This window comes from Roseivirga seohaensis (assembly GCF_001592945.1).
GTDB classification, from domain to species: domain Bacteria; phylum Bacteroidota; class Bacteroidia; order Cytophagales; family Cyclobacteriaceae; genus Roseivirga; species Roseivirga seohaensis.
This window is the reverse complement of record NZ_LRPB01000034.1, coordinates 101,233-124,901: the sequence shown is the minus strand read 5'-3', so window position 1 is coordinate 124,901 and position 23,669 is coordinate 101,233. Positions and strand designations below refer to the sequence as shown.

The window sequence follows — 23,669 nt, the reverse complement described above, 5'->3', positions numbered from 1 at the left end:
ATTAAAATTGAGGTGAATCTAATCTATTTATATTGATTATCAGAGTCCGTACTTGGTCATTTTTCGATATAGAGTACTTCGACCGAAACCTAACTCTTTTGCCGCTTGGGTTAAGTTTCCTCCTGCTTTACGTACTGCATTTTGAATGGCCATTTTTTCCATCGCCTCAATATTTAACGATTCAGGATGGTTCATATCTACGCTATCATCTTTTAAAAGAAAATCCTCTGGGGCTAAAAGGGGAGAGTTGGCCATAATCACAGCTCTTTCAATAGCATGTTGAAGTTCGCGTATGTTCCCTGGCCAATTATAGCCATGTAGTTTGTTCAGTGTAGTCTCATTTAGCCGCATTTTTTCCTTTTGGTACTTTTTGGCATAAACAGTCAGAAAATGTTTGGCCAAAGGAGCAATATCTTCTTTTCTTTCTCTTAAAGGGGGAAGTTTAATTTCCACCGTATTTATTCTATAGAGCAAATCTTGTCTGAACTCATTCTGCTTCACCATTTCGTAAAGTGGCATATTGGTGGCGCAAACCAAACGAATGTTTAAGGGAATTACTTTATTAGACCCAACTCGACTAATCTGTTTAAACTGTAGTGCTGTTAAGAGCTTTGCCTGAAGAGGCAAAGATAGATTTCCAATCTCGTCTAAAAAGAGTGTTCCGTTAGTGGCCAACTCAAACCTTCCTGGTCGATCTTCTTGCGCATCGGTAAAGGCACCCTTCACATGTCCAAATAACTCAGATTCGAAAAGAGAAGAAGATATCGCACCCAAATCTACTTTGATGAAATTCTCATTAGCGCGCTTCGATAGGTTGTGAATCTCCCTAGCAATAAGTTCTTTACCGGTTCCGTTTTCACCCAAAATAAGCACGTTAGCATCTGTTTGAGCCACTTTTTCGATGGTATGGAAAATAGGCTTCATTACAGGGCTTACAGAAATAATGTCGCTAAACTCTTTCTGCTGATCTTTCATCAGAATTTTTTGACTCGACTTTAATTCTTCAACTTTTTTTCGGCTTTTGCTCAATTCATAAATGGCTTGAACAGTGGCTAATAACTTTTCTTTCTGCCAAGGTTTTACCAAAAAATCAACAGCTCCTTCTTTCATGGCTTCCACTGCAATGTCAATATCGCCATAGGCAGTATTCATAAGTACATGCGCTTTAGGATCTTTCTCCAAAACTCTTTTCAAAAGCTTGATTCCTTCTTTTCCTCCGGTCAAACCATAGGAGAAATTCATGTCCAATACAATTACATCATATTCGTGCTGGTTAAGTAGAAAGTCTAATTTGGCAGGGTCTTTCTCTGTAATTACAGTTTGAAAGTGTTGTTTTAAGATCATGTTGGCTGTGTAAAGCACTCCTTGATCATCGTCTAGTACTAGTATCTTGGCGTCAATTTTTGACATTGGTCTTTGTGGTTCTGTGATGGAGGTTAAAGGTAAGAAATGTATCATTGTGATACATTCATTTGTTCCATAATGGTACGAATTAAATGATAAACGGAAGACTTAATTCTGTAAGTCATTATATTTTAGAGGGTTGTATATTCGGCATGGTTATAGGCTGATGCCTCTAGTGTCCGTATAGGATTTGAAGTGATAGATATAAATGAATAACTAAGAGATGATGATCAGGAACCACATCAAAATGTCCTTTAGAAACCTTTCTAAACGCAGGTTATATAGTGCTATAAACTTTGTGAGCCTGTCCATCGCTGTGATGATTGGTCTTCTGGTTTTTGTATTTGTAAAAGATGAGTTGAGTTATGATGGTTTTCATACCAAAGGAGACAATCTGTTTCTTCTTTATAGAACGGACTACAAAACTGACGACCCAAAATTGGAGCCTGGTTGGTTTGATGCCACACCAGGCAAAGGAGTTGAGAAGAGCATTTCTCATAACCTTCCATTTTTAGAACTTGTAAAAGAAAGTATACCTGAAATTGACAAGGTAATTAGGGTTGAAGGAAATTTTATAAGTATCAAAAGGAATGAAAAGCAATTGTCGGAGTATGTAAACTATGTTGATTCAGACTTCTTTGAACATTTTAGCTTTAATTTTTTGTATGGCGAACCAAGTACGGCATTAAAGGAGATTAAAAGTGCTGTAATTACAGATGACATGGCCATGACCCTTTTTGGAAGAGTTGACGTTGTGGGTGAAACTTTTTCGAGTGGGGCAGAAGAAGCCAATATTTACCTTATTTCTGGGGTAATAGAAAAGCCGGTAAATTCTTCTTTAGAATTCAATATAGTACTGAACCTTGCGAATTCTTACTATTACAACGAGCATTCAGATGACTGGCATTACAATGCCATTTCATGCTTTCTACTTCTTAATAATTCAGAAGATGCCAGTATAGTAAGCCAAAAAATAAGTGAAATTTATTCTGAAAGATTTGCGGATGATATTTCCAGTCAACGCGAAATGCTGAAACTATCAGCTTCCAATCCTGTTGTGCAATATGGCTTAAAGAATATCCAAGGTTTATACCTCGACCCGAGCATAAGTTACGGAAAGAGTTCTTCTCCGCTTTATTCCATCATACTTATTGGTATTGGGTTACTCATCCTCTTAATCGCTTGTATCAATTACCTTTCTATTAACGTGGCTTCTTCGGGCAGCAGGCAGCTTGAAGTGTCCGTAAGGAAAGTGATGGGGGCAAGTGGAACGCATTTGCGCGTCCAATTTTATTTAGAAGCACTGATTATTTCTGCATTTTCGGTTCTCGGTGGATTCACTTTGATGCAATTGTTGTTGCCAAAATTTAATGCATTGGCCGGAAAGTCAATTGAATTAAGCTTAATAGAGAATATTCAAATACTAAGTATCAGCCTTCTTTTTGCATTAGTGTTGGCTTTTTTGGCTGGAATTTACCCAGCTCAAATTTTATCTCGATTTAAAGTGGTGAATGGCCTTAAGGGGAATACTACCTACAAAATAAAACCGCTGTTGATAAGGTCTATGGTGGTGTTTCAATTTGTGCTTTGTCTGTTCTTTATTTCCATGGGTTTGGTGATGACACGTCAATTCAATTATATCAATAACAAAGACTTAGGATTTGACAAAGAGCAGATAGTCTATGTGCGTGGGCTTTGGGGAAAGACTCAATTGATGAAACAGGAACTAGCTTCGAATACAGAAATTGAATCAGTGACTGGAGTAAATGGAATTTTCACTCCTTCAACCAGCAGGGGTGGTATTGTGGTTAACAACATTCAATATTGGGTGCAGAGCGCTAGGGTAGATTTCGACTTCTTTAAAACCTTTAGTATTCCTCTTTTGGAAGGTGAATATTTTAGCGAAGAGATGGGAGTAGAGGCCTTAGAAAACCGAACGATCATAAACAAAACACTTTTTGATCTTTACAAGTTTGATACGGCAATGTATAATCTTGTGCAAAAGGATATTCAAGGGGTAGTCAACGATTTTCATTTTGAGTCGCTTCAGAAATCCATTGGCCCATTTCGCTTCAATGTGGCCAATAGCAATAACCTTTCAGATTTGTTTGTGAAAATTAGCGCAGGAAAAACTGAAGCAGGAATTGCCGCCATTAAAGCTGCCGCAGAGAAGATTGTTCCTGAAAAGGAAATTGAGGTTCGCTTCTTAGAAGATTACCTCAACAGCCGCTATAAGGACAACCAAAAATGGAAAGAGATTATTAATGTAGCTTCTGTATTGGGGGTAATTATCGCTTGTATTGGGCTCTTTGGGCTAACGGGCATTAATATGGCCAATCGAACTAAGGAAATTGGCATTAGAAAAGTATTAGGAGCAGGTTTCTCTGATGTACTCATTCTCTTAAACAGACAAACCATTTGGTTGATTCTGTTGAGCACAGCCGTATCACTACCCATATCCTATTATTTCATGCAGCAGTGGCTTTCGGGTTTTGCCTACAGTACTTCCATTACGGCTGATATTTTTCTGTTATCAACCTGTATTTGTTTTTTAGTGGTGGTCATAACCGTTTCTTTTCACTCGGTTAAATCAACCTTATCAAACCCAATCGATTCACTCCGCTACGAATAAACTCAAACAACATTATTACAATAAAAGTCATCATCATGTTCAGAAAAAACCTAATTGTTGCCCTTAGAAATATAAAGAAGAGAAAGTCATTCGCTATCATAAACATCTTTGGTCTTACTGTTGGCATGACTGTCTGTTTTCTAATCTTGACTTATGCTAGGTTTGAAATGAGCTATGATCGATTTCATCCTCAAGCGGAAGATATCTATAGAGTAACAGTGGATTTATATGCTGAAGGTACTTTTCAAACTGCCGATGCTCAGTGCTATCCGGCAGTTGGGCCTATGGCTGTGGCGGAATTTCCAGAAGTAGAAGAATTTGCCATGGCGCGCCATATTGGTCGCTTTTTGTTTAAAAACGAAGAAAAGGCCTTTAATGAAGACCGCGTGTATTTTGCTAATCCTGGTTGGTTAAATGTTTTTGATTGGGGAATGACTCAAGGCGATAGAGCTTTGGCACTGAATGAAGTGGCTAAAATTGTTATAACTGAAAGTGTTGCTAAAAAGTATTTTGGAGATGAAGACCCAATGGGCAAAATTCTAACCGCGGTACCTGGCGGTGCTGAAATTCCCATGCAGGTAACTGGGGTCGTTAAAGATGTTCCAGAAAACGCGCATCTTAAATTCGATATTTTAATTTCTTATCAAACTGGAGTTCAATACTTAAAGTGGGATTACAATAACTGGAGTGGGAATAATGAATTTATGTATTTAAAAACTAATGGTGCAAATCTAGATAACACTTTTACCGAACGTTTGAACCAGAGTTTTTTAGCCAAAACAGAAGGAGATAGATCAGAGAAGCTAGTTATTCAACCTTTAACCGACATTCACCTTTATTCGGATAGAACTTTTGAAGCAGAGGTGAATGGTAGTGAGTCTACTGTGAATGTTTTGCTGTTAGTGGCCCTGTTCGTTTTGGTAATTGCTTGGGTAAATTATATCAACCTTTCCACAGCAAAGGCTTTAGAAAGGGGTAAAGAAGTAGGAGTGAGAAAGGTTTTAGGATCTAACAAAGGGGCTTTATTAAGTCAGTTTTTGACTGAATCTTTCATGATTAACTTTTTATCATTAATACTTACTCTCACATTGATTCAGGCCGTATTACCTATCTTCAATCAGTTCTCTGGCCTTGATTTAACTTTCAATGTTTTTTCAGACCTAGCACTTTTTGGTTTCGTAATGGGACTGCTTTTTATAGGTACATTGGCTTCAGGAGTTTATCCTGCTTTAGTATTGGCAAATTATAAGCCGCTCGAAGTATTAAAAGGTAGCCTTAGCAGTTCTAAAAAAGGGGTTGTGCTCAGAAAGGGATTAGTAGTGTTTCAGTTTATGATTACCATGGTGCTTTTAGCTGGAACCATGGTGATTTATACACAGGTGCAAGAAATGCGAAATCAGAAATTGGGTGTAAATATAGCCCAAACCGTAGTGGTGCGTTCACCATTGTTGGCAGATTCTAATGAGTCTCAATTGCAGAAGCGTAAAGCCTTAAAAACTGAGCTAAAACGATTGCCGCAGGTGTTGAATGTAGCCTACTCTGAAACCTTGTTTGGCCAAGGTACAGTTGAAATGAATACTGGAACGGGTGTTTATGCTACAGGTCATGAGGAAGGAAAAGGGAATGTATATTTCTTTTATAGAGTAGATGCTGAGTTTGTTCCAACCTTTGGTTTTCAGGTGCTTGCTGGAAGAACCTTCGACAATGAAAGAGATATTTCGGCTAGCGAAAATTTCACTTCTATTATGGTAAATGAAACTGCCAGAAGATTGTTGGGCTTTAATTCAAATGAAGAAGCAATAGGGGCTAAGGTGCATTTCTGGGGTAATGAGGTCAAGATATTGGGCGTGTTTAATGATTATAACCATCATTCACTCAAAACAAGTATTGACCCTACTATATTTTGGTTTGACAAAGAGGGCAATAACGGAAATTATATTTCTGTGAAATTGGATGATAGAGACTCTGGAAATTCCTACAAGGAAATGGTAGCTAAAATCGAAAGCGTATATCGGGATGTTTATCCGAATAGTGATTTCGATTACTTCTTCCTTGACGAGAAATTTAACGAGCAATACAAAGCAGATCAACAGTTTGGAGCCGTTTTCGGTGTTTTTGCTTCCATTACCGTTTTTGTTTCTATACTTGGCTTATTTGGTTTGGTGCTTTACGAGGTTCAGCAGAAAATTAAAGAGATAGGTATTAGAAAGGTTTTGGGCGCAAATGTTTCTAGCATCATAAAAATGCTCTCTACAAACTTTATGAAGCTAATTCTTCTCTCCGTAATAATTGCCCTGCCTATCACTTATTTTGGAGCTCAAAAATGGCTTCAAACTTTCTCTTATCAAATTGATTTGGCTTGGTACATCTTTGCCATACCCGCACTTTTAATCCTTGGGGTGGCTTTTTTAACGGTGGTTTTCCAGGCCATTAAAGTAGCCAGGCGAAACCCAATAGAGGCATTGCGTTATGAATAAGTAAGGCGCCCAAAAAATCTATATATAGGCTTGGCTCAAGAAATAAGACTTCAGCCAGGCTAATTCATTTTAAGCTAAGGTTATGTTTTAATGCAAGTTTTCTGACTTCAAAAAAACTACCGAAATATTGTAATAGATTTCGGCCTAGATAGAACGAAATGAATATTTACGAATCAATGGGGTTGCTTGGGGCAATCTTGAGTAGCCTTACTTTTTTACCTCAGGTTATTCGCACATGGAAAATTAAAAGTGCGGAAGATTTGAGTATGGGAATGCTTGTTATTGTTTTTTGCAGCACTATTGTATGGCTTATTTATGGTTTTGCTTTGTGGCTTATTCCTGTAATTATTGCCAATTCCGCAATATTTATACTCAGCCTTACTTTGATTTACTTTAAAATTACCTTTAAGAAAAAGAATAGAGTAGTTAAGTAGAACTTATATAAATAAAAAACCCGTTACCATTTAGATAACGGGTTTATAACCACTGAAAAAACAAATTCAATTATTGTCCGCCTCGGCCACCGCCTCCGCCTCTTCTTCCTTGAGTTTGAGGATTCTCTTTCTTCCAAGTTTCATATGCAGTCCATTGAGTAGCACTGAAAATCTTTTTTAACTCTTTATCTTGATCTTCTTGCATTTTAGTCATTGCAGCTGTCATAGCCTCACGATCCATCGTACCACTACCTCGTAGCTCAGTCATTTTTGCGGTACGTTTTTCTGCAGAAGCTACAAGTAGCTCATATACTTTGGTGTGTTGTTCATCAGACAAGCCAAATTTTTCTTGCCAAGTATCTGCCGTGGTTTTAGCTTGAACTTTAGGGTCAGGTCGTTGTCCGCCTTGCCCTTGGCCACCGCCACCCCGTTGAGCGAATGCTGATGCTGCTACAGCAAAGAATATCGCCACAATTAATAGAGTTCTTTTTCTCATTTTGATTTTGTTTGTAGCCTTGGACATACTTGGGCGACAATGGTTTAACTTAACAGAATCATTTACATCAAGGGTAGAAATTGGGTCTAAAATGTAGGTGCTTTATTTAAAGTCTACTTCGCTGTCTTTAATATTTCGTTCGTAAAGCATGTGCATTATGCCATCCTTTAAACCTACATCGGGCACCATAATTTTGCGGCACTTTGCAGATTTCATTACGTGCATGTAAATATGTGAGGCAGGAATGATTACATCGGCCCTATCGGGGTTCAATTGCAGTTTATGAATTCGTTCTTCTAAAGTAAAACCTGCAACATAAGATTGTACATCTAGTACTTCTTTTAAGGTTAAAACCCTGTCTATTTTGCGTTTATTAGCCAGTTCGTAAGTTTTATTAATGTTTCCGCCCGTACCAATAGCTGTTATTGTTTTATACTTACCAATTACATTGGCTTTCACCCAACTGTCAATTTTTTCAAGAATATCAGAAGTACCCAACTGCTCAATACTTCTTACAGACCCGACCTTGAAAGATTGAGAAGCCACTTTCTTTCCATTGGAAATTAAATTGAGTTCAGTGCTACCACCACCAACGTCAATGTGTAAGTAATTCTGGTCATCAAGCTTTTTTAGAACAACTTTGTTGATGAGTTCTGCTTCTACATCTCCGCTAATAATTTTAATTTTAAGCCCTAAAAGTTGGTTAACTTTTTCGGCTAGCTTGTAGCCATTTTCTGCTTCGCGCATGGCTGAGGTAGCGCAAGCATAATAATCATCTACTTCGTATAAGTCGATCAGAAGTTTAAAAGCGTGCATCAGCCTCAAGAATTTATCTTCCTTTTCTGGTCCAATTTTTTTGAGGGTAAAAACATCTTGCCCCAATCTCAAAGGAAACCTCACATACTCTAATCTCTTGAAGATATGCTGACCTTCATAACTCAAAACATTAGTGACCTGAAATCTTATGGCGTTAGAACCAATATCAATTGCTGCTAATCTTAGACTACTCATAGATGGGCATTAAATTAGAGAATATTCTTGTTAGAAGGTGCATTCAAGCAATTTTTATAAAAATCGAACGATAGATTTTTCTGAAATATTTAGATCAAGCAGCTTCGGTTTAATCTTTATTTACTTTCTTTGCATCACTTATCAAGAAAGACTGAGGGACTAGGCCCTGTGACGTCTTAGCAACCTGTAGAAGCTGGTGCTAATTCCTAGCCTCGAATTTATTCGAGGAAAAGATGAGCCTGCAAAACTCTCCCTGCCTTTCTTGATAAGCATTCTAAATGCAAATTATGTCAAGAAATATTAAGGAAATTCTCAAAGAACGAATCTTGGTTTTAGATGGTGCAATGGGCACTATGATTCAAAGGCACCCTTTAGAGGAAGAAGATTTTAAAGGAGATAGATTCAAAAATCATCCACATTCTTTAAAAGGGAACAATGACCTGCTTTCTATCACCCGGCCAGAAATCATTAAAGATATCCATCGCCAATATTTTTTAGCGGGTGCCGATATTGTAGAAACAAATACCTTCAGTGGTACTACAATCGCTCAAGCAGACTATCATTTGGAAGGTGCAGTATATGAAATCAACTTTGAGTCGGCTAAAATTGCTAGAGAAGTAGCTGATGAAATTACCGCGCAAGAACCCCATAAACCTCGGTTTGTAGCAGGCTCCATTGGGCCTACAAACAGAACCGCTTCTTTATCTCCTGATATAAATGATCCTGGTTTTAGAGCCGTTACTTTCGATGAATTAGTACAAGCCTATAAAGAACAGGTGATTGCACTTACTGACGGTGGTGTAGATTTGCTATTAGTCGAGACGGTGTTCGATACGCTGAATGCTAAGGCCGCGCTTTTTGCGATTGAAGAAGTTTCTGAAGAAAAAGGCAAAGAATGGCCAATCATGGTTTCAGGAACGATTACCGATGCCAGTGGCAGAACACTTTCAGGGCAAACTACTCAAGCTTTCCTTATTTCTGTATCACATATGCCGTTGCTCTCAATAGGACTTAACTGCGCTCTAGGAGCCAAACAGCTTCGCCCTTATTTGGAAACGCTCTCTGAAAAGGCTAATTTCTTTACTAGTGCTCACCCTAATGCAGGTTTACCCAATGAATTCGGTCAATATGATGAGTCGCCAGAAGAAATGGCCGAGCAGATAGAAGACTTCCTTTCTAGTAATTTTTTGAACATTGTAGGGGGCTGTTGTGGTACCACGCCAGATCATATTAGGGCCATTGCTGAAGTGGCCGCCAAGTATAAGCCGCGTAGCATTGAAGCTGAAAAGTCAATGGTCGATAGTTAATAGTGAAATGATAAAATCGACTCAAGCTTTAAGAAACTCCCTAAAAATAATCTAGCAAACCATCGACTATTGACTTACAACAATATGAATAAATATAATTCAACACTTGAGCTTTCAGGCCTCGAACCTTTAATTGTTACCCCCGAATCTAATTTCGTGAATGTAGGAGAGCGAACCAATGTGACGGGTTCTAAGCGCTTTGCACGATTAATTTTGGAAGAAAAGTTTGATGAAGCCTTAGAGGTAGCTCGTGACCAAGTGGATGGAGGCGCTCAGATTCTCGATGTCAACATGGACGAAGGAATGCTTGATGGAAAAGAGGCGATGGTCAAGTTTTTGAATCTGATTGCCTCAGAACCCGATATTTCTAGAATTCCCATCATGATTGACTCTTCAAAATGGGAAATCATTGAAGCAGGGTTGAAATGTGTTCAGGGGAAATGTGTAGTGAATTCAATTTCCTTAAAAGAAGGAGAAGAGCAATTTATTGTTCATGCTAAGAAAGTAAAACGTTATGGTGCGGCAGTAATCGTTATGGCTTTTGATGAAGAAGGTCAAGCCGATACCTACGAAAGAAGGATTGAAATCTGTAAACGCTCGTATGATATTTTGGTCGATGTAGTCAAATTCCCTAAAAACGATATCATTTTCGACCCCAATATTTTCCCTGTGGCTACAGGTATTGAAGAACACAATAATAATGCGGTCGATTTTTTCAGGGCTACCAAATGGATCAGAACTAATCTGCCAGGAGCTCATGTGAGTGGCGGTGTAAGTAACGTATCTTTCTCATTCCGAGGGAATAACCCTGTTCGCGAAGCCATGCATTCGGCCTTTCTATATCATGCCATTCAAAACGGAATGGACATGGGAATTGTTAACCCGACCATGCTTGAGATTTATGACGACATTCCAAAAGACTTGTTAGAAAGGGTAGAGGATGTGCTCCTAAACCGAAGACCAGACTCTACTGAGCGTTTGCTGGATTTTGCCGAAACGGTAAAAGGCGAAGGAAAGAAACAAGTAAAAGACGATGCTTGGCGGAAGGAGTCGGTAGAAAAGCGACTTGAGCACGCTTTAGTAAAAGGAATTATCGAGTTTATAGATGAAGACACAGAAGAAGCTCGACAAAAATATATAAGTCCATTGAAGGTCATTGAAGGCCCTTTAATGGATGGAATGAATGTAGTGGGTGACCTTTTTGGCTCGGGTAAAATGTTTTTGCCACAAGTAGTAAAGAGTGCTCGCGTAATGAAAAAGGCGGTGGCTTATCTTTTGCCTTATTTGGAAGAGGAGAAGCGGATTGCCAAAGAAACATCTCCCACTTTGGGGGAGACCGAGAGGGGGCAGGCTCAAGAACGAGAAACTGGTCGAAAAATCCTTTTAGCCACAGTAAAGGGAGATGTTCATGATATTGGGAAGAACATTGTTGGGGTGGTTTTGGCCTGTAATAATTACGACATCATCGATATGGGGGTAATGGTGCCTGCCGATAAAATTCTTGATAAAGCCATTGAGGAAAATGTGGATGTAATTGGTTTAAGTGGTTTGATTACTCCTTCACTTGACGAAATGGTGCACGTAGCCAAAGAAATGGAAAGAAGGAAGATGAAGTTACCGCTTATGGTGGGTGGTGCAACCACTTCCCGAATTCATACCGCAGTAAAGATTGACCCAGTTTATTCCGGACCAGTTGTACATGTTTTGGATGCTTCTAAAAGTGTGCCTGTAGCTGGAGAATTGATAAGCGGAGATCGCAAGGCGGATTACAAAACACAGGTGAAAAGCGAATATGCAAAGCTTCGCGAAGATCACGCAAACCGTAAAGAAATCAAGCATTACATTCCTTATAGCAGAGCTTTGGGGAATAGACTAAAAGTAAATTGGGAAGAAAAAAAATACGTAAAGCCGAGCTTCATAGGTAATAAAGTATTCAAAAACTTCGATCTGAATATTATTAGAGAGTACATCGACTGGACCCCATTTTTCCAGACTTGGATGCTGAAAGGGAAATATCCTAGAATTTTCGAAAACGAAACGATTGGCAAGGAAGCCAAAAAGCTTTTTGACGATGCCAATAAAATGCTCGATGAAGTAATTCAGAAAAACCTGCTTCAAGCCAATGGCGTGGTAGGACTCTATCCCGCCAACAGTGTTGGCGATGACATTGAAGTGTACACAGATGAGACTCGAAATGAAGTGAAAACTGTGTTTCATTGCTTGAGGCAGCAAGGCAAAAAAGGCACTGGCATTCCTAACTTGTCTTTAGCCGACTTTGTCGCCCCAAAGGATTCAGGGAAAATTGACTATGTAGGTGGTTTTGCCGTAACGGGCGGTTTGGGTATTGAGCCTTTAATTGAAAAATACGAGAAAGATCATGACGATTACAATTCTATCATGATTAAGGCCATTGCCGATCGCTTGGCAGAAGCTTTTGCAGAAGCCATGCACGCCAAAGTGCGTAAAGAGCTTTGGGCTTATGCGAAAAACGAAACCTTGGACAATGAATCCTTAATTAAAGAAAGCTATCAGGGAATTAGACCAGCACCGGGCTATCCAGCTTGCCCAGATCACACTGAAAAACCAATTCTTTTTGATTTACTCAATGCTCAAGAAGAAACGGGAATTACTCTCACAGAGTCGATGGCGATGTACCCAGCCTCTTCTGTAAGTGGCCTTTATTTTATGCACGAAGAAGCTAAGTACTTCGGTTTAGGCAAAATTGAAAAAGACCAAGTGCAAGATTACGCCAAACGTAAAGGAATGACTTTAGAAGAAACTGAGAAGTGGTTAAGCCCTAATTTAGCATACGATATTTAAATCTGATTCCCTGATTTTCTGATAACTGATCACTGAAACATGAAAGTAACCCAACATATAAAAAGAGCCAAAGGCAAAACACTCTTCAGCTTTGAAATTCTTCCCCCAAGAAAAGGCGAAAACGTAAATGGTATTTTCGATGCGATTGACCCTTTAATGGAATTTAACCCTCCGTTTATTGATGTCACCTATCATCGCGAAGAGTACATTTATAAGCAACACGACAACGGTTTGCTCGAAAAAGTAACTACCCGTAAACGGCCAGGAACGGTGGGGATTTGTGCGGCCATTATGAATAAATACGGAGTAGATGCTGTGCCTCATATTATTTGTGGTGGTTTTAATAAGGAAGAAACGGAGAATGCACTGATCGACCTTGATTTCTTGGGAATTGATAATGTGTTGGTATTGCGTGGAGATGCTATTAAATCGGAGGGAAGGTTCGTTCCAGATCCAGATGGGCATTCGTATGCTACAGAATTGATGCAACAGGTTTTGGATTTAAATCAGGGTAAATATTTACACGAAGAAGTGGAAATGGCCAAAACCAACTTTTCTATAGGAGTGGCGGGTTATCCAGAAAAACACTTTGAGGCTCCTAGTCTAAAAAGTGACATGAAATACCTAAAACAAAAAGTAGATATGGGTGCAGAGTACATCGTTACCCAAATGTTTTTCGATAATCAAAAGTACTTCGACTTTGTTGAAAAGTGCCGAAAGGCGGATATCCATGTGCCTATTATTCCAGGGCTGAAACCATTAACAACGCTTAATCATAGCACCATTCTACCTAGTATTTTCCATGTGGATTTACCAGATGACTTGGTTGATGAATTAGATAAATGTAAAGACAATAAAGCTGCGAGAGAAGTGGGTATTGAATGGTGTATTCAGCAGTCGAAAGAATTGATGGAGGCAAAAGTGCCATGCTTGCATTATTACACTATGAGCAAATCAAGTGTAATTAAGCAAATTGCTGAAAAGCTGTTTTAGAAGTTTTACGGTTGTTCAATTTGTAAACATTCATAAACCTGACCAATGCCTTCTTGAGTATCGGAAAGCACTACAAGCGTGTCTTCTGCAAGAATTTCAGTAGCTCCATTGGGTGTAATGAATTTATTGTCTCGATTTATCATTGCGATCAGCGCGGTTTTAGGGAAGTTGAGTTCCACAATTTTTTTGTTTACCGCTACACCGTTTTCGGGCATTTTTATTTCAACCATTATCGCCTTGGCAGTTTCTGAAAGCAATTCATCTAAAGGTGATTTTGGTTTAGAATCTTCTGGCAACGCCACATTAAGCCATTTTGCTATTACAGACAGGGTTGTTCCTTGAATTAGTACCGAAGACAGCGAAATAAAGAACACAATATTGAAGATCATACTGGCTTTTTCGATTCCAGCAATTAAGGGGTAGGTAGCAAAAACAATCGGTACTGCCCCTCTAAGCCCAACCCATGAAATATAGAACCGCCTTCTCATTTTCATTTTAAAAGGCGTTAGGCTTAAAAAAACACTGATTGGCCGGGCTACAAATATTTGAAAAAGTGAAATGAGTAAACCAATGCCTAAAATTGGAAGTATTTCTGAAGGATAAACCAATAAGCCTAGGGTAAGGAAAAGCACAATTTGCATGAGCCATGCCAAACCATCAAACATTTTAAGAATGGTTTTTTTATGGATTAAGTCTTGGTTGCCAAGGTAAACAGCACATAAATAAACGGCCAAGAAACCATTTCCGCCTAACGCATCGGTACCAGAAAAGGTGATAAACATAAGTGAAATCACCAAAACAGGATATAATCCTTCAAACCCAAGCTTGATTCTGTTGATAACATATTTGCTGGCCATTCCGAAAAGCAACCCAGCCACTCCGCCAATAATCATCTGTTTCAGGAACAATGGAATAATAGAGAGCAAACTCTGATCTGGATTCATCACTAGGGCTAAGAAAGCGATGGTCAATACATAAGCCATTGGGTCATTACTTCCACTTTCTAGCTCTAGGGTAGGCCTAAGGTTATTTCTAAGTGCTAAATTTTTTCCTCTTAAAATAGAAAAAACAGCTGCCGCATCGGTAGATGATATAATTGCACCAAGCAGAAGACCTTCATAAATAGTAAAGTCGGTAATGGCCCAAACGAAGGTGCCCATAGTTACTGCTGTGAGTAAAACTCCAAGGGTAGAAAGTGAGATGCCTTGCCATAAAACCGGTTTAATAGACTGCCAATTGGTGTCGAGCCCGCCAGAAAAGAGGATGAAGTTAAGCGAAACCACACCGATAAATTGAGCCGCTGAAGGATTATCGAAATAAATGCCTCCAATGCCATCTGAGCCCGCTAACATTCCAATCGCCAAGAATAATACTAAAGTGGGAACTCCAAAACGGTAGGAGGTTTTACCCGCTATAATACTCACAAAGAGCAGTAGCGAACCAATTAGCATTATGTTCTCTATAGTTAAGCTCAACTAATTTTGTTTGAAGGAAATAATAGTATCGAAGCTGCAAAGATAACTTTTGGACATTCTTTTCAGCTATTACTATCAAATTCATTTTTAAACATGAAGGTCTGGTAGGTATAAATTTACCAGACCCCCAATGATAAAACATTAAGTTATGCTTGAAGCACTTCGTTAATTTGCTTTTCCCATTTAGCAAGCAAAGGCAACTCGGTGGTTACTGAGCTGCTTTCATCTGCATTGTAAAACTCTATGCTTTGAACTTTACTTTGAGCATTCGAAGGACTTAAACTCAAGTGTAAGCGCTCAATTACTGTAACTGGTCCATCGTTTGTTTTCACTGTTCTGCCTACTTTATTCACCGTACATTTCTTGAATGGCTTTAGGTCTATCAATTGTATTTCGGGCGTTTCACCTTTCTTTTTAAAATGTATTAGTTGTTTTGTTTGAACATCTAAACCCAAACAATACACATAATTCCATACCTCACTGTGGGTGAGTTTTAAGCCCTTCTCTTGTGTTAACTGAAGAAATTCAGCGTATAATTTCTTTTCCTTTTTCTTCTGCATTCCTTGTAAATAAACAATAGGGAGCACAAATGCTGCCATGGCAGCTATACCAAATAGTGTTGTAGATAATTCCATTTTCTTTTAGATTAAATAATATTGGTGGCCACAGAACCCTATAATGAATTCTGAAACCAAAAAAAATACATGGCCAACGAGTGTTAGCTTAGAGATAAATGGGGAATACTTACGAGAAGGTATGGAATGGGAAAATGATGTCTTTCACCGAAAGACTGAGTTCAATCTGCCTAGACCGCTCTAATTCTTTGCGCCAAACGGCTTGTTTTGTGTTATCAGAACCTGATTTTTTAACGACTGCCCAGTGTGGGAGATAGTTTGTCTCAGACTCCTGAAAACTAGTTGATGTTTCTGTGACCAACTCATTAAAGACTGGTAAATGAAACAAACTTGAATAAGAGGGAGCAAATGCATCTGTAACCTGATTGGCTTGAGCGTGCTCAATTTGGCTTTTAAGTAAAGCCTGATGTAGCAAACTGTCCACACTTATTCCGTACACCAATAAGGTGAGCGATATTAGTAGGGATTTAAACAGGCTTTTCATTCGTGCAATATTAGAATATCAACTGCTATTTTTAATCGGCAAACGTGAATATTTTTTTTAATTATAGATTACTCAAAGGCAGTGAATTTGATATTTGGGCTGCCGATGAACGGATTATTTGCAACCATAAATATAAAAATGAGGTTGAAGTCAATTATTAAGCTCATTTTTAGGCTCAGAAATTAACTTTTCCCTATTATTAGGTCATGAATGTATACAACCTTATCATAGCGCTGTCATGTGTGATCATTTTTTCGCACCTATTTAATATACTTTCTAAGCGTACAAATATTCCAAGTGTTATCCTTCTAATCCTTTTGGGTATAGGAATAAAGTTTGGGCTCGATGCCTACGGAATCAATCAAGACAAGCTGATTTTTAGCACTCTAGAGCTACTAGGGGTGGTTGGTCTTATTATGATTGTTTTAGAAGCAGCGCTAGACCTTGAATTGACAAAGGAAAAATGGCCTACCATATGGAAATCCTTTCTTGTGGCTTTAATTTCGTTAGGTGGCTGTGCATTTCTTATTTCTGTCATCATTAATCACTTCTATCAAGAAACCCCACTTATTTCTTTAGTATATGCCATTCCGCTTTCTGTTGTCAGTAGTGCTATTGTTATTCCGAGCGTTACAGGGCTTATGAAAGACAAAAAGGAGTTTATGATTTATGAGAGTACCTTTTCTGATATTCTAGGAATCATGTTTTTCTATTTTTTAACAGGAAATGCCGAAACGGAACAAGCAGGAGAAGTAGTTTATGGGATTATAGGTAATATCATAATTACTATTGTTATTTCATTTGTTTTCAGTTATGGTTTGGTGTTGTTGTTTCAGAGGATCGAAGGTGAAGTAAAACTCTTTTTATTGATTGCCATGTTGATTTTGATTTATGCAATTGGCAAGCAAATGCACCTTTCATCTTTGGTAATCATCTTAACATTTGGCTTGGTAATTAATAACAGCAAACTCTTTTTTGTTGGTAAGCTACAAAAGTGGGTCAAACATGATGTAATAGATAAAATTCTGGATGAGCTCCACCTAGTCACCCGAGAAACAGCATTTGTAGTGCGAACATTCTTTTTTGTGGTGTTCGGAACCACGATTAACCTTTCAGCGCTAGTCAATTTAGAGGTATTGGGAATAAGCTTAATGATTGTAGCTTCATTTTTTGTGGTTCGATTTATTGTACTCAAGGCTTTCTTTTGGAAGAAATCAATTCTACCAGAATTGATGATTACTCCAAGAGGCTTAATTACAGTACTATTGTTCTTCTCCATTCCAGTTGAGCTTCAATCTGAATTGTTTAATGGAGACATTATTTTGATCACCATTCTATCTACCAGCATTATTATGACTTGGGGTTTGGTAAGCTTTAGTAAAAACACTGATAAATTGCCAGAAGGCATTAAAGGAGCTCGAAAAATTTCATATTTCATTGAGCGAATGGAACCGGATTTAAGACCAGTTGTGCCTATAAAAACTCAAGCCAGTTCATCCATTGTTCCAAAAAAAGTAGAGCCGAAAGTTGAACCTAAAGTGGAAGAAAAACCCGAAACAAAAGACCAATCACTAGATAATAGTGAAGAATTTGAAGGGGAGTAAATAAGCGATTTGATTCTTAATAAGGGTCAACATCAGTGATAAATTCTACTTGTGTGAAGTCCTTTTTACGAAGGGCTTCTAAGTAAGCGGCCTTTATCTTTTCTTTCACTGAGTTGATATTGTATTTGCGTTCAATTTTGAGGTAAATTTCCATTAAGTACTTGTCTCGTATTTTATTAATCGTGGGTTCATGTGGCCCTAAAACACGGTATGTACCTAGTTCTTCTATCAGAATATTCCCTAAAAATTCAGCGGCTTTTTTAGAGAGTTCTTTATCCTTACTTCTTACCAGTATTTTTACCATTCTAGAAAAAGGAGGGTAGTTGAACTTCTCTCTTTCTCTCATTTCTAGGTCGAAGAATGTGCTATAGTTTTGTTGCGAAATCAGCTTTAAAATGGGCTGCTCAGGGTTTCCTGTTTGAATAATTACTTTACCTGCAATGTCTTTTCTACCTGCTCTTCCGCTTACCTGGGTAGTCAATTGGTAGGTGCGTTCCATGGATCTGAAATCCGGAAAATGAATCATTCGGTCAATGTCGAAAACACTTACTAAACTTACACGATCAAAATCGAGGCCTTTGCTTACCATTTGCGTACCTACCAGAATGTCTATTTTCCCATCCTCAAAATCTTTAATAATGTTATGGTAGGCGTATTTCACACGAGTGGTTTCTAAATCCATGCGCTGGATTTTAGCATCTGGGAAAATCAGTTTTAAATCTTCCTCAATCTTCTCGGTTCCAAAACCTACCGTTCTAATGCGCTGGCTGCCGCAAGCAGGGCAGCTTACAGGAACAGGCTCTTTATGTCCGCAATAATGACAGTTGAGCTGGTTTTTATACTGGTGATAGGTAAGGCTTACTGCACACCTTGGGCATTCGGGAGTATAACCGCAGTCATCGCAGGTAATAAAGTTTGAATAGCCTCTGCGGTTCTGAAACACAATGGCTTGCTCTTTCTTCTCCAGTATTTCACCTAGGGCTTGAATTAGTACAGAAGAGAAATTGCCTGTGGCGGTTTTACGTTTCTTTTCTGTTCGAATATCTGCAAAAACCATTTGAGGTAATTGCGCATCTCCATAACGGTTACTGATGGTTACCAATCCATATTTACCTATTTTGGCATTGTAGAAGGACTCAACGGAAGGCGTTGCAGAACCTAAAATGGTTTTACCTCCGTGTTTATGGGCGAGGAAAAGGGCAACATCGCGGGCATGATAACGAGGAGCGGGCTCATACTGCTTGTAAGAGTTTTCATGCTCTTCGTCTACAACGATTAAACCTAAACCGGTAAAGGGTAAGAAAATGGCACTTCTTACACCTACAATGAAATCGAAACGGCCATCCAATAAACCCATCCAAACTTCTACACGCTCATTGTCAGAGAATTTGGAATGGTAAACCCCCATTCTGTCACCAAAAACCACTTTTAGTCGGTTTACAATTTGAGCGGTTAATGCAATTTCTGGAAGTAGATAAAGTACCTGCAAGCCATTGTCCAAGGCCTCCTGTATGAGTGAAATGTAAATTTCCGTTTTTCCGCTACCCGTGATCCCATGGAGTAAGGCAGTTGATTTCTCTTCAAAAATATCGAGAATTTCCTGCTTGGCTTTTTCTTGAATCTCGGAAAGGGGAGAAGCTTCAAAAACTTCCGTGTTCTCTTCAAAACGAGAAACAATTTCTTCGAACTCCTCAAATATTTTGTTCTTGATGAGTGTGTTTAGTGAGGAAACTGAGAGTCCAGCTTCGTTAATAGTACTTTTAGGAATGCCAACTTCATTTCTTTCCGGCTTGTGATAGACAGGCACCATTTGAAGGTACTTGAGCAGAATATCGCTTTGCTTTGGCCTTTTCTCAAGTTCAGCAAAAAGTGATTGAAGCGTTTTTTCATCTGTAGCATAACTTGCCGCCAGGCGTATTTTCTTGACAATTTTTGGTTTATACTTCTCCCTTACTTCCTCATAAATAATGATGACATCTTTCTGAATGAGGGATTTAATAAACTTCAGTGCGCTTTTTTGATCAATTACTTCAGCCGCTTCTTTGTAGGTAAGTGAGTCTTTGTTTTCTAGTGCCTTCAAGATCAGCAATTCTCGATCATCGAAAGGGTATTCACTATCGTTCCAATCGTTGTGTGGGTGTAATTGAATGCGCGATTCACTGCTTAGCTTAAGGCCAGAAGGTAAAGCGGCATTAATTACTTCACCAAAGGTGCACATGTAATAATCCGACATCCATTTCATTACCTCCATTTGCATGCGGGTAATGATGGGCTCGGTATCCAATACTTCTAAAATGGGCTTGGCAGCATAAATTTCAGGTCGATTCCCGTGCACCTTTTCTACAATGCCTGTAACGATTCTCTTTTTCCCGAACTGAACAATAACCCTCGTCCGCTCCTTTATATTTCCACGGTACTCCGCAGGAATGCTATAAGTGTAAAGCATGGGCACGGGTACTGGTAAAGCCACATCGGCAAACAGCACCTGCTCATTTGCATCGTCAATATTGAGTTGTTCTATCGTCAAATCGTTAGGGAAATACTTTGGTTTGGAACCTTTGGCAAGGTTAGAAATATTCCTCGTCTGCCAAAACTATTTTCTATCCTGAATAAGATTTATTGCATCACTTGCTGAATTTACCGGCAGCTGACAGGCTTTATTGAAGCAAACATAAAATGTGGTTTGATCATTAAGCCTGCCTCGGTTGGCCAATAGTTCTAGTTTACTTGTGCCTTCGTTTTCCGCTCCAACCAACACCTTATTCGGCATAAATTGATCAAAGAAACTAAAGGCCTGTGTTTGAATATCATCACCCACCATAACGATTTCGGCAGTAGGTGTTACCATTTGGGTAGCCAAACAAGCCCAATTGGTCAAATATTGAGGTTCTACCATCACCATTTTCTTGGCCCGACCGAGCATTTCGATTGCCATGTTAGTGTAGATTTGGTTGCTGGTGATGGTACCCAAAGCATATAGATTTTGAGCCATCAGTGAATTTGACCCCGGAATAACGTTGTCGAAAATCTCTTTTTTTCTGGCAATCAGCTTTTCAGATTCATCATTGGTGAAGAAGAAAAAGCGCTCTTTTTCATCGTAAAAATGTGCAATGGTATATTCTGTCAATTGCACGGCTTCGTTCAGCCACTTTTCATTATAGGTGACTTGATAAAGTGCGCTAAAGGCTGAAATTACCGCAGCGTAATCTTCTAAATAGGCATTAATGCTGGCTTTCCCTGCTTTATAATTTCGAAATAGCCCTTTTCCGTTTTTCATTTTGGCACAAATAAACTCCGCATTTTTAATTGCCATTTGAAGAAACTCTGGTGCTTGAAAGCTGGCGTAGGCATCTACCAAACCTTTGAGCATAAGTCCATTCCAGCCAGAAAGTATTTTATCGTCTAGGTCAGGGCGCACTTTGGTTTCTCTTTGCTTGTGTAGTTTTAGGTTAGCAGCTTTAACCAAGTCTTGTAGTTCTTCTAAAGAAAGATCATGAGCCTTTGCAAACTCTGAGTCGGAGTGGGTTCTATGCGGAATGTTTTTTTGAGGCTCCCAGTTTCCTTTTTCAGTGAGGTTATAATAGGCGATCATCAGTTCGGCATCGGGGCCTAGTACCTCACGAAACTCTGCCGCTTGCCAACAGTAGAATTTACCTTCTTCCCCTTCACTATCTGCATCTAAGGCTGAATAGAATCCGCCTTCTTCGGTGGTCATTTCTCTTTGTAGCCATTCAATAGTTTGAAAAACGATTTCTTTGTAAAGCGGGTCTTTTGTGGCTTGAAAGGCTTCTGAATAGAGGCTTACGAGCTGCCCATTGTCGTAAAGCATTTTTTCAAAATGAGGGGCAAACCAATCGGCATCGGTAGAGTATCGGGTAAAACCACCCCCAATTTGATCGTAAAGACCACCGAAAGCCATTTTATTGAGTGTGAGCTTTACATGTGCCAAAGCGGCTTCGTTTTGATTCGCTTCAAATTCGCGAAGCAAAAAGGAATAAATAACAGGCATTGGAAATTTGGGTGCTTTGTTCATGCCTCCTTTTTCCTTGTCAAAATTCTGACTCAAGATATTGAACATTTGGCTCAAATCTGCTTTACTGAAATCCGCCCCGATGGAGTTCAAACCGTACTTTTGAATATCGCTCACACTGAGCGAGTTCATAAATCCTTCAGCCGATTTTTCTAATTCGGCACGTTGCTCTTTAAATACTTTGGCGATTTGAAGCAATAGATTTCCCCAACCTTGTGCTGGAAAGTAAGTGCCTCCATAAAATGGGCGCTGATCGGGTAGGAGAATGGCATTCAATGGCCATCCACCTTGCAAACCCATGGCATGCACGGCATCCATATACACTTGATCCACATCTGGGCGCTCTTCTCTGTCCACTTTGATGCACACGAAATGCGTGTTCATTATTTCAGCAATCTTCTCGTTCTCAAAGCTTTCTCGTTCCATTACATGACACCAATGGCAAGCTGAATAGCCAATACTCACAATAATCGGCTTGTCTTCTTTCATGGCCTTTTCTAAAGCTTCTTCGCCCCAAGGAAACCAGTCTACAGGATTATAGGCATGCTGTAAAAGGTAAGGGGAGGAAGAATGGATCAGTCGATTGGCTTGATGAGGCATAAGTATTCGGTTTTTGATGTTGGAAGAACGAACCTTGAGCCGTTCTGCTTACGAAGATCGCATAGAATTTAGAGCCTAAAAAGTTTTCAGGACTTCTATTCGAAATGAATTTGGATGAAGTAAAATGAAATGGTTAGATTCTTCTGCAAATTTCCTTTAGCAAAACGACCTTCTTTTTTCAAAATTCCTCGTTCCGAACACTAAACACTAAACACTAAACACTAAACACTAAACACTAAATCCCCTTTGCCATTAGTTCCTTCAGCTTTTTCTCAATTACTTCTCGATTTTTGGCAGAAAGCATCCATTTAGGTAATCTACTTTCCAAGCTTCGGTTACTCCAGCCATGCTCATTGGGCTGACGTTCTCTCGTTTTGTTCGAAATGAAATTGAGTAAGTAGTCGAGGTGTTCTAGATTGTAGCCAAAAAGTACTTCTCCTTTAACTTCGGTTGTATACCATAATGGGTACTTGAAGTAACAATCAACCGGATGTCCCATGAGAATTCCTCCCGAATTGAATAAGCTGCTTCCTGTTTGAAAAACATTTCCTTTACCCATCCAATTTTTTGTAGAACCACAACTTACACAAGTAAACCTTGTCTCTGCTCGGTTTTCTGGATTTGAAGTTACAACTGCTTTGGCTTTGCAACTGGGGCATTCTACATCAATTCGATTGATGAACTGCTCTATATAGGTGAATTCTGGTTTCATTTTTTAAAGAACATATTACCGCCATTACTATATACAGGGAAATTGGGAGGAACCACCATAATGTTATTATAGCGCATGTGGCGGAATTCTTCGTAAGGGTTATCAAGCTGGCTCATGATTTCATTGGCTAAATGGGGCAGAGAAAAGAAAACAAACTCCCCAATGCCAAGAATAACCCAATCGTCAATTTCATGACGCATTCTTTGGCAGGGCAAAGTATCCGATTTAGACATCTCAGCAAACTCTTTATGTGTCTCTTCTGTCCATTCGTAATATGTCAGCAGTTCACTAGAAGTCTTTTTTAAATAGGGTGCGATAATGGTTTCCCAATGCCTTAATTTCCTGATGTTGGGAATTTCCTCTTTCAAGAATAAAGCAACAGCATGCGCCAAACTCTCAATCACCAAAGCAGGGTGCTCACCACTTCCGCCACCAATAACCAACTGATTGGTAGTACAAATAAAATCTCCGTCAATATCTTCTAAAGGATGATAAACAGAGATTATCCCTAAGTACCCTACTAGTTCGTGTTTGAAAGAATCAATATGGCCCATG

The 23,669-nt window shown here is 39.1% G+C and carries 17 protein-coding genes and 1 riboswitch; of the genes, 7 read left to right on the top strand and 10 right to left on the bottom strand.

Features of this window, described 5'->3' with window-relative positions:
* Positions 1-39: 39 nt before the first annotated feature.
* The gene (locus AWW67_RS10640) at positions 40-1,410 is read right to left on the bottom strand and encodes a sigma-54-dependent transcriptional regulator (RefSeq protein WP_062301692.1); all 1,371 of its coding nucleotides are present in this window, start codon (positions 1,408-1,410) and stop codon (positions 40-42) included.
* Positions 1,411-1,627: 217 nt separating this feature from the next.
* Here AWW67_RS10640 and AWW67_RS10635 point away from each other — a divergent pair, with 217 nt between their 5' ends.
* The 3 genes from AWW67_RS10635 (at position 1,628) to AWW67_RS10625 (ending at position 6,947) form a co-directional block, all read left to right on the top strand.
* A complete protein-coding gene (locus AWW67_RS10635) occupies positions 1,628-4,036 on the top strand; it encodes an ABC transporter permease (protein ID WP_082794022.1) in 2,409 nt (802 codons plus the stop codon).
* Positions 4,037-4,071: 35 nt separating this feature from the next.
* Positions 4,072-6,513 carry an ABC transporter permease gene (locus tag AWW67_RS10630; protein ID WP_071387112.1) on the top strand — a complete coding sequence of 814 codons (2,442 nt, stop codon included), beginning with the start codon at positions 4,072-4,074 and terminating at the stop codon, positions 6,511-6,513.
* A gap of 158 nt (positions 6,514-6,671) precedes the next feature.
* Entirely contained in the window at positions 6,672-6,947 is a 276-nt protein-coding gene (locus AWW67_RS10625) for an SWEET family sugar transporter (RefSeq protein WP_053224177.1), read from the top strand.
* A 70-nt stretch (positions 6,948-7,017) separates the two neighbouring features.
* On the opposite strand, the gene AWW67_RS10620 is transcribed toward AWW67_RS10625, so the two are convergent.
* Together AWW67_RS10620 and AWW67_RS10615 are read right to left on the bottom strand one after the other, a co-directional pair.
* Positions 7,018-7,443, bottom strand: a complete 426-nt coding sequence (locus tag AWW67_RS10620; protein WP_141655435.1) for a DUF4890 domain-containing protein — start codon at positions 7,441-7,443, stop codon at positions 7,018-7,020.
* A gap of 102 nt (positions 7,444-7,545) precedes the next feature.
* Complete coding sequence (locus AWW67_RS10615; RefSeq protein ID WP_053224175.1) at positions 7,546-8,454, bottom strand: Ppx/GppA phosphatase family protein; 909 nt, start codon at positions 8,452-8,454, stop codon at positions 7,546-7,548.
* Positions 8,455-8,589: 135 nt separating this feature from the next.
* Positions 8,590-8,694, top strand: a riboswitch (SAM riboswitch).
* 47 nt (positions 8,695-8,741) lie between these two features.
* Here AWW67_RS10615 and AWW67_RS10610 point away from each other — a divergent pair.
* The 3 genes from AWW67_RS10610 to metF all read left to right on the top strand — a co-directional run bounded on the left by AWW67_RS10610 (position 8,742) and on the right by metF (position 13,574).
* Positions 8,742-9,761, top strand: a complete 1,020-nt coding sequence (locus AWW67_RS10610; protein ID WP_089082041.1) for a homocysteine S-methyltransferase family protein — start codon at positions 8,742-8,744, stop codon at positions 9,759-9,761.
* An 84-nt stretch (positions 9,762-9,845) separates the two neighbouring features.
* Positions 9,846-12,581 carry a methionine synthase gene (gene metH / locus AWW67_RS10605; RefSeq protein ID WP_062301685.1) on the top strand — a complete coding sequence of 912 codons (2,736 nt, stop codon included), beginning with the start codon at positions 9,846-9,848 and terminating at the stop codon, positions 12,579-12,581.
* Positions 12,582-12,620: 39 nt separating this feature from the next.
* Positions 12,621-13,574, top strand: a complete 954-nt coding sequence (gene metF / locus AWW67_RS10600; RefSeq protein ID WP_053224171.1) for a methylenetetrahydrofolate reductase [NAD(P)H] — start codon at positions 12,621-12,623, stop codon at positions 13,572-13,574.
* A gap of 5 nt (positions 13,575-13,579) precedes the next feature.
* On the opposite strand, the gene AWW67_RS10595 is transcribed toward metF, so the two are convergent.
* The 3 genes from AWW67_RS10595 to AWW67_RS10585 all read right to left on the bottom strand — a co-directional run bounded on the left by AWW67_RS10595 (position 13,580) and on the right by AWW67_RS10585 (position 16,168).
* Positions 13,580-15,049, bottom strand: a complete 1,470-nt coding sequence (locus tag AWW67_RS10595; RefSeq protein WP_062301684.1) for a potassium/proton antiporter — start codon at positions 15,047-15,049, stop codon at positions 13,580-13,582.
* A gap of 146 nt (positions 15,050-15,195) precedes the next feature.
* Positions 15,196-15,684 carry a hypothetical protein gene (locus AWW67_RS10590; protein WP_062301683.1) on the bottom strand — a complete coding sequence of 163 codons (489 nt, stop codon included), beginning with the start codon at positions 15,682-15,684 and terminating at the stop codon, positions 15,196-15,198.
* Between the two features lie 109 nt (positions 15,685-15,793).
* Complete coding sequence (locus AWW67_RS10585; RefSeq protein WP_062301681.1) at positions 15,794-16,168, bottom strand: hypothetical protein; 375 nt, start codon at positions 16,166-16,168, stop codon at positions 15,794-15,796.
* A 206-nt stretch (positions 16,169-16,374) separates the two neighbouring features.
* Between AWW67_RS10585 and AWW67_RS10580 the strand changes: the two genes are divergently transcribed.
* Positions 16,375-17,772, top strand: a complete 1,398-nt coding sequence (locus AWW67_RS10580) for a cation:proton antiporter domain-containing protein (protein WP_062301680.1) — start codon at positions 16,375-16,377, stop codon at positions 17,770-17,772.
* 16 nt (positions 17,773-17,788) lie between these two features.
* Here the strand turns inward: AWW67_RS10580 and priA are convergent, their stop codons facing one another.
* From priA to AWW67_RS10560, 4 genes are all read right to left on the bottom strand, one after another.
* Entirely contained in the window at positions 17,789-20,299 is a 2,511-nt protein-coding gene (priA, locus tag AWW67_RS10575) for a replication restart helicase PriA (RefSeq protein WP_062301678.1), read from the bottom strand.
* A gap of 66 nt (positions 20,300-20,365) precedes the next feature.
* Positions 20,366-22,402, bottom strand: a complete 2,037-nt coding sequence (locus tag AWW67_RS10570) for a thioredoxin domain-containing protein (RefSeq protein ID WP_062301677.1) — start codon at positions 22,400-22,402, stop codon at positions 20,366-20,368.
* A 235-nt stretch (positions 22,403-22,637) separates the two neighbouring features.
* Positions 22,638-23,114, bottom strand: a complete 477-nt coding sequence (locus tag AWW67_RS10565) for a hypothetical protein (protein WP_062301675.1) — start codon at positions 23,112-23,114, stop codon at positions 22,638-22,640.
* Positions 23,111-23,668: a hypothetical protein gene (locus tag AWW67_RS10560; RefSeq protein ID WP_062301674.1), complete on the bottom strand. Its 558-nt coding sequence runs from the start codon at positions 23,666-23,668 to the stop codon at positions 23,111-23,113. Before AWW67_RS10560 ends, AWW67_RS10565 begins: the two co-directional genes overlap by 4 nt.
* Between the last annotated feature and the right edge of the window lies 1 nt (position 23,669).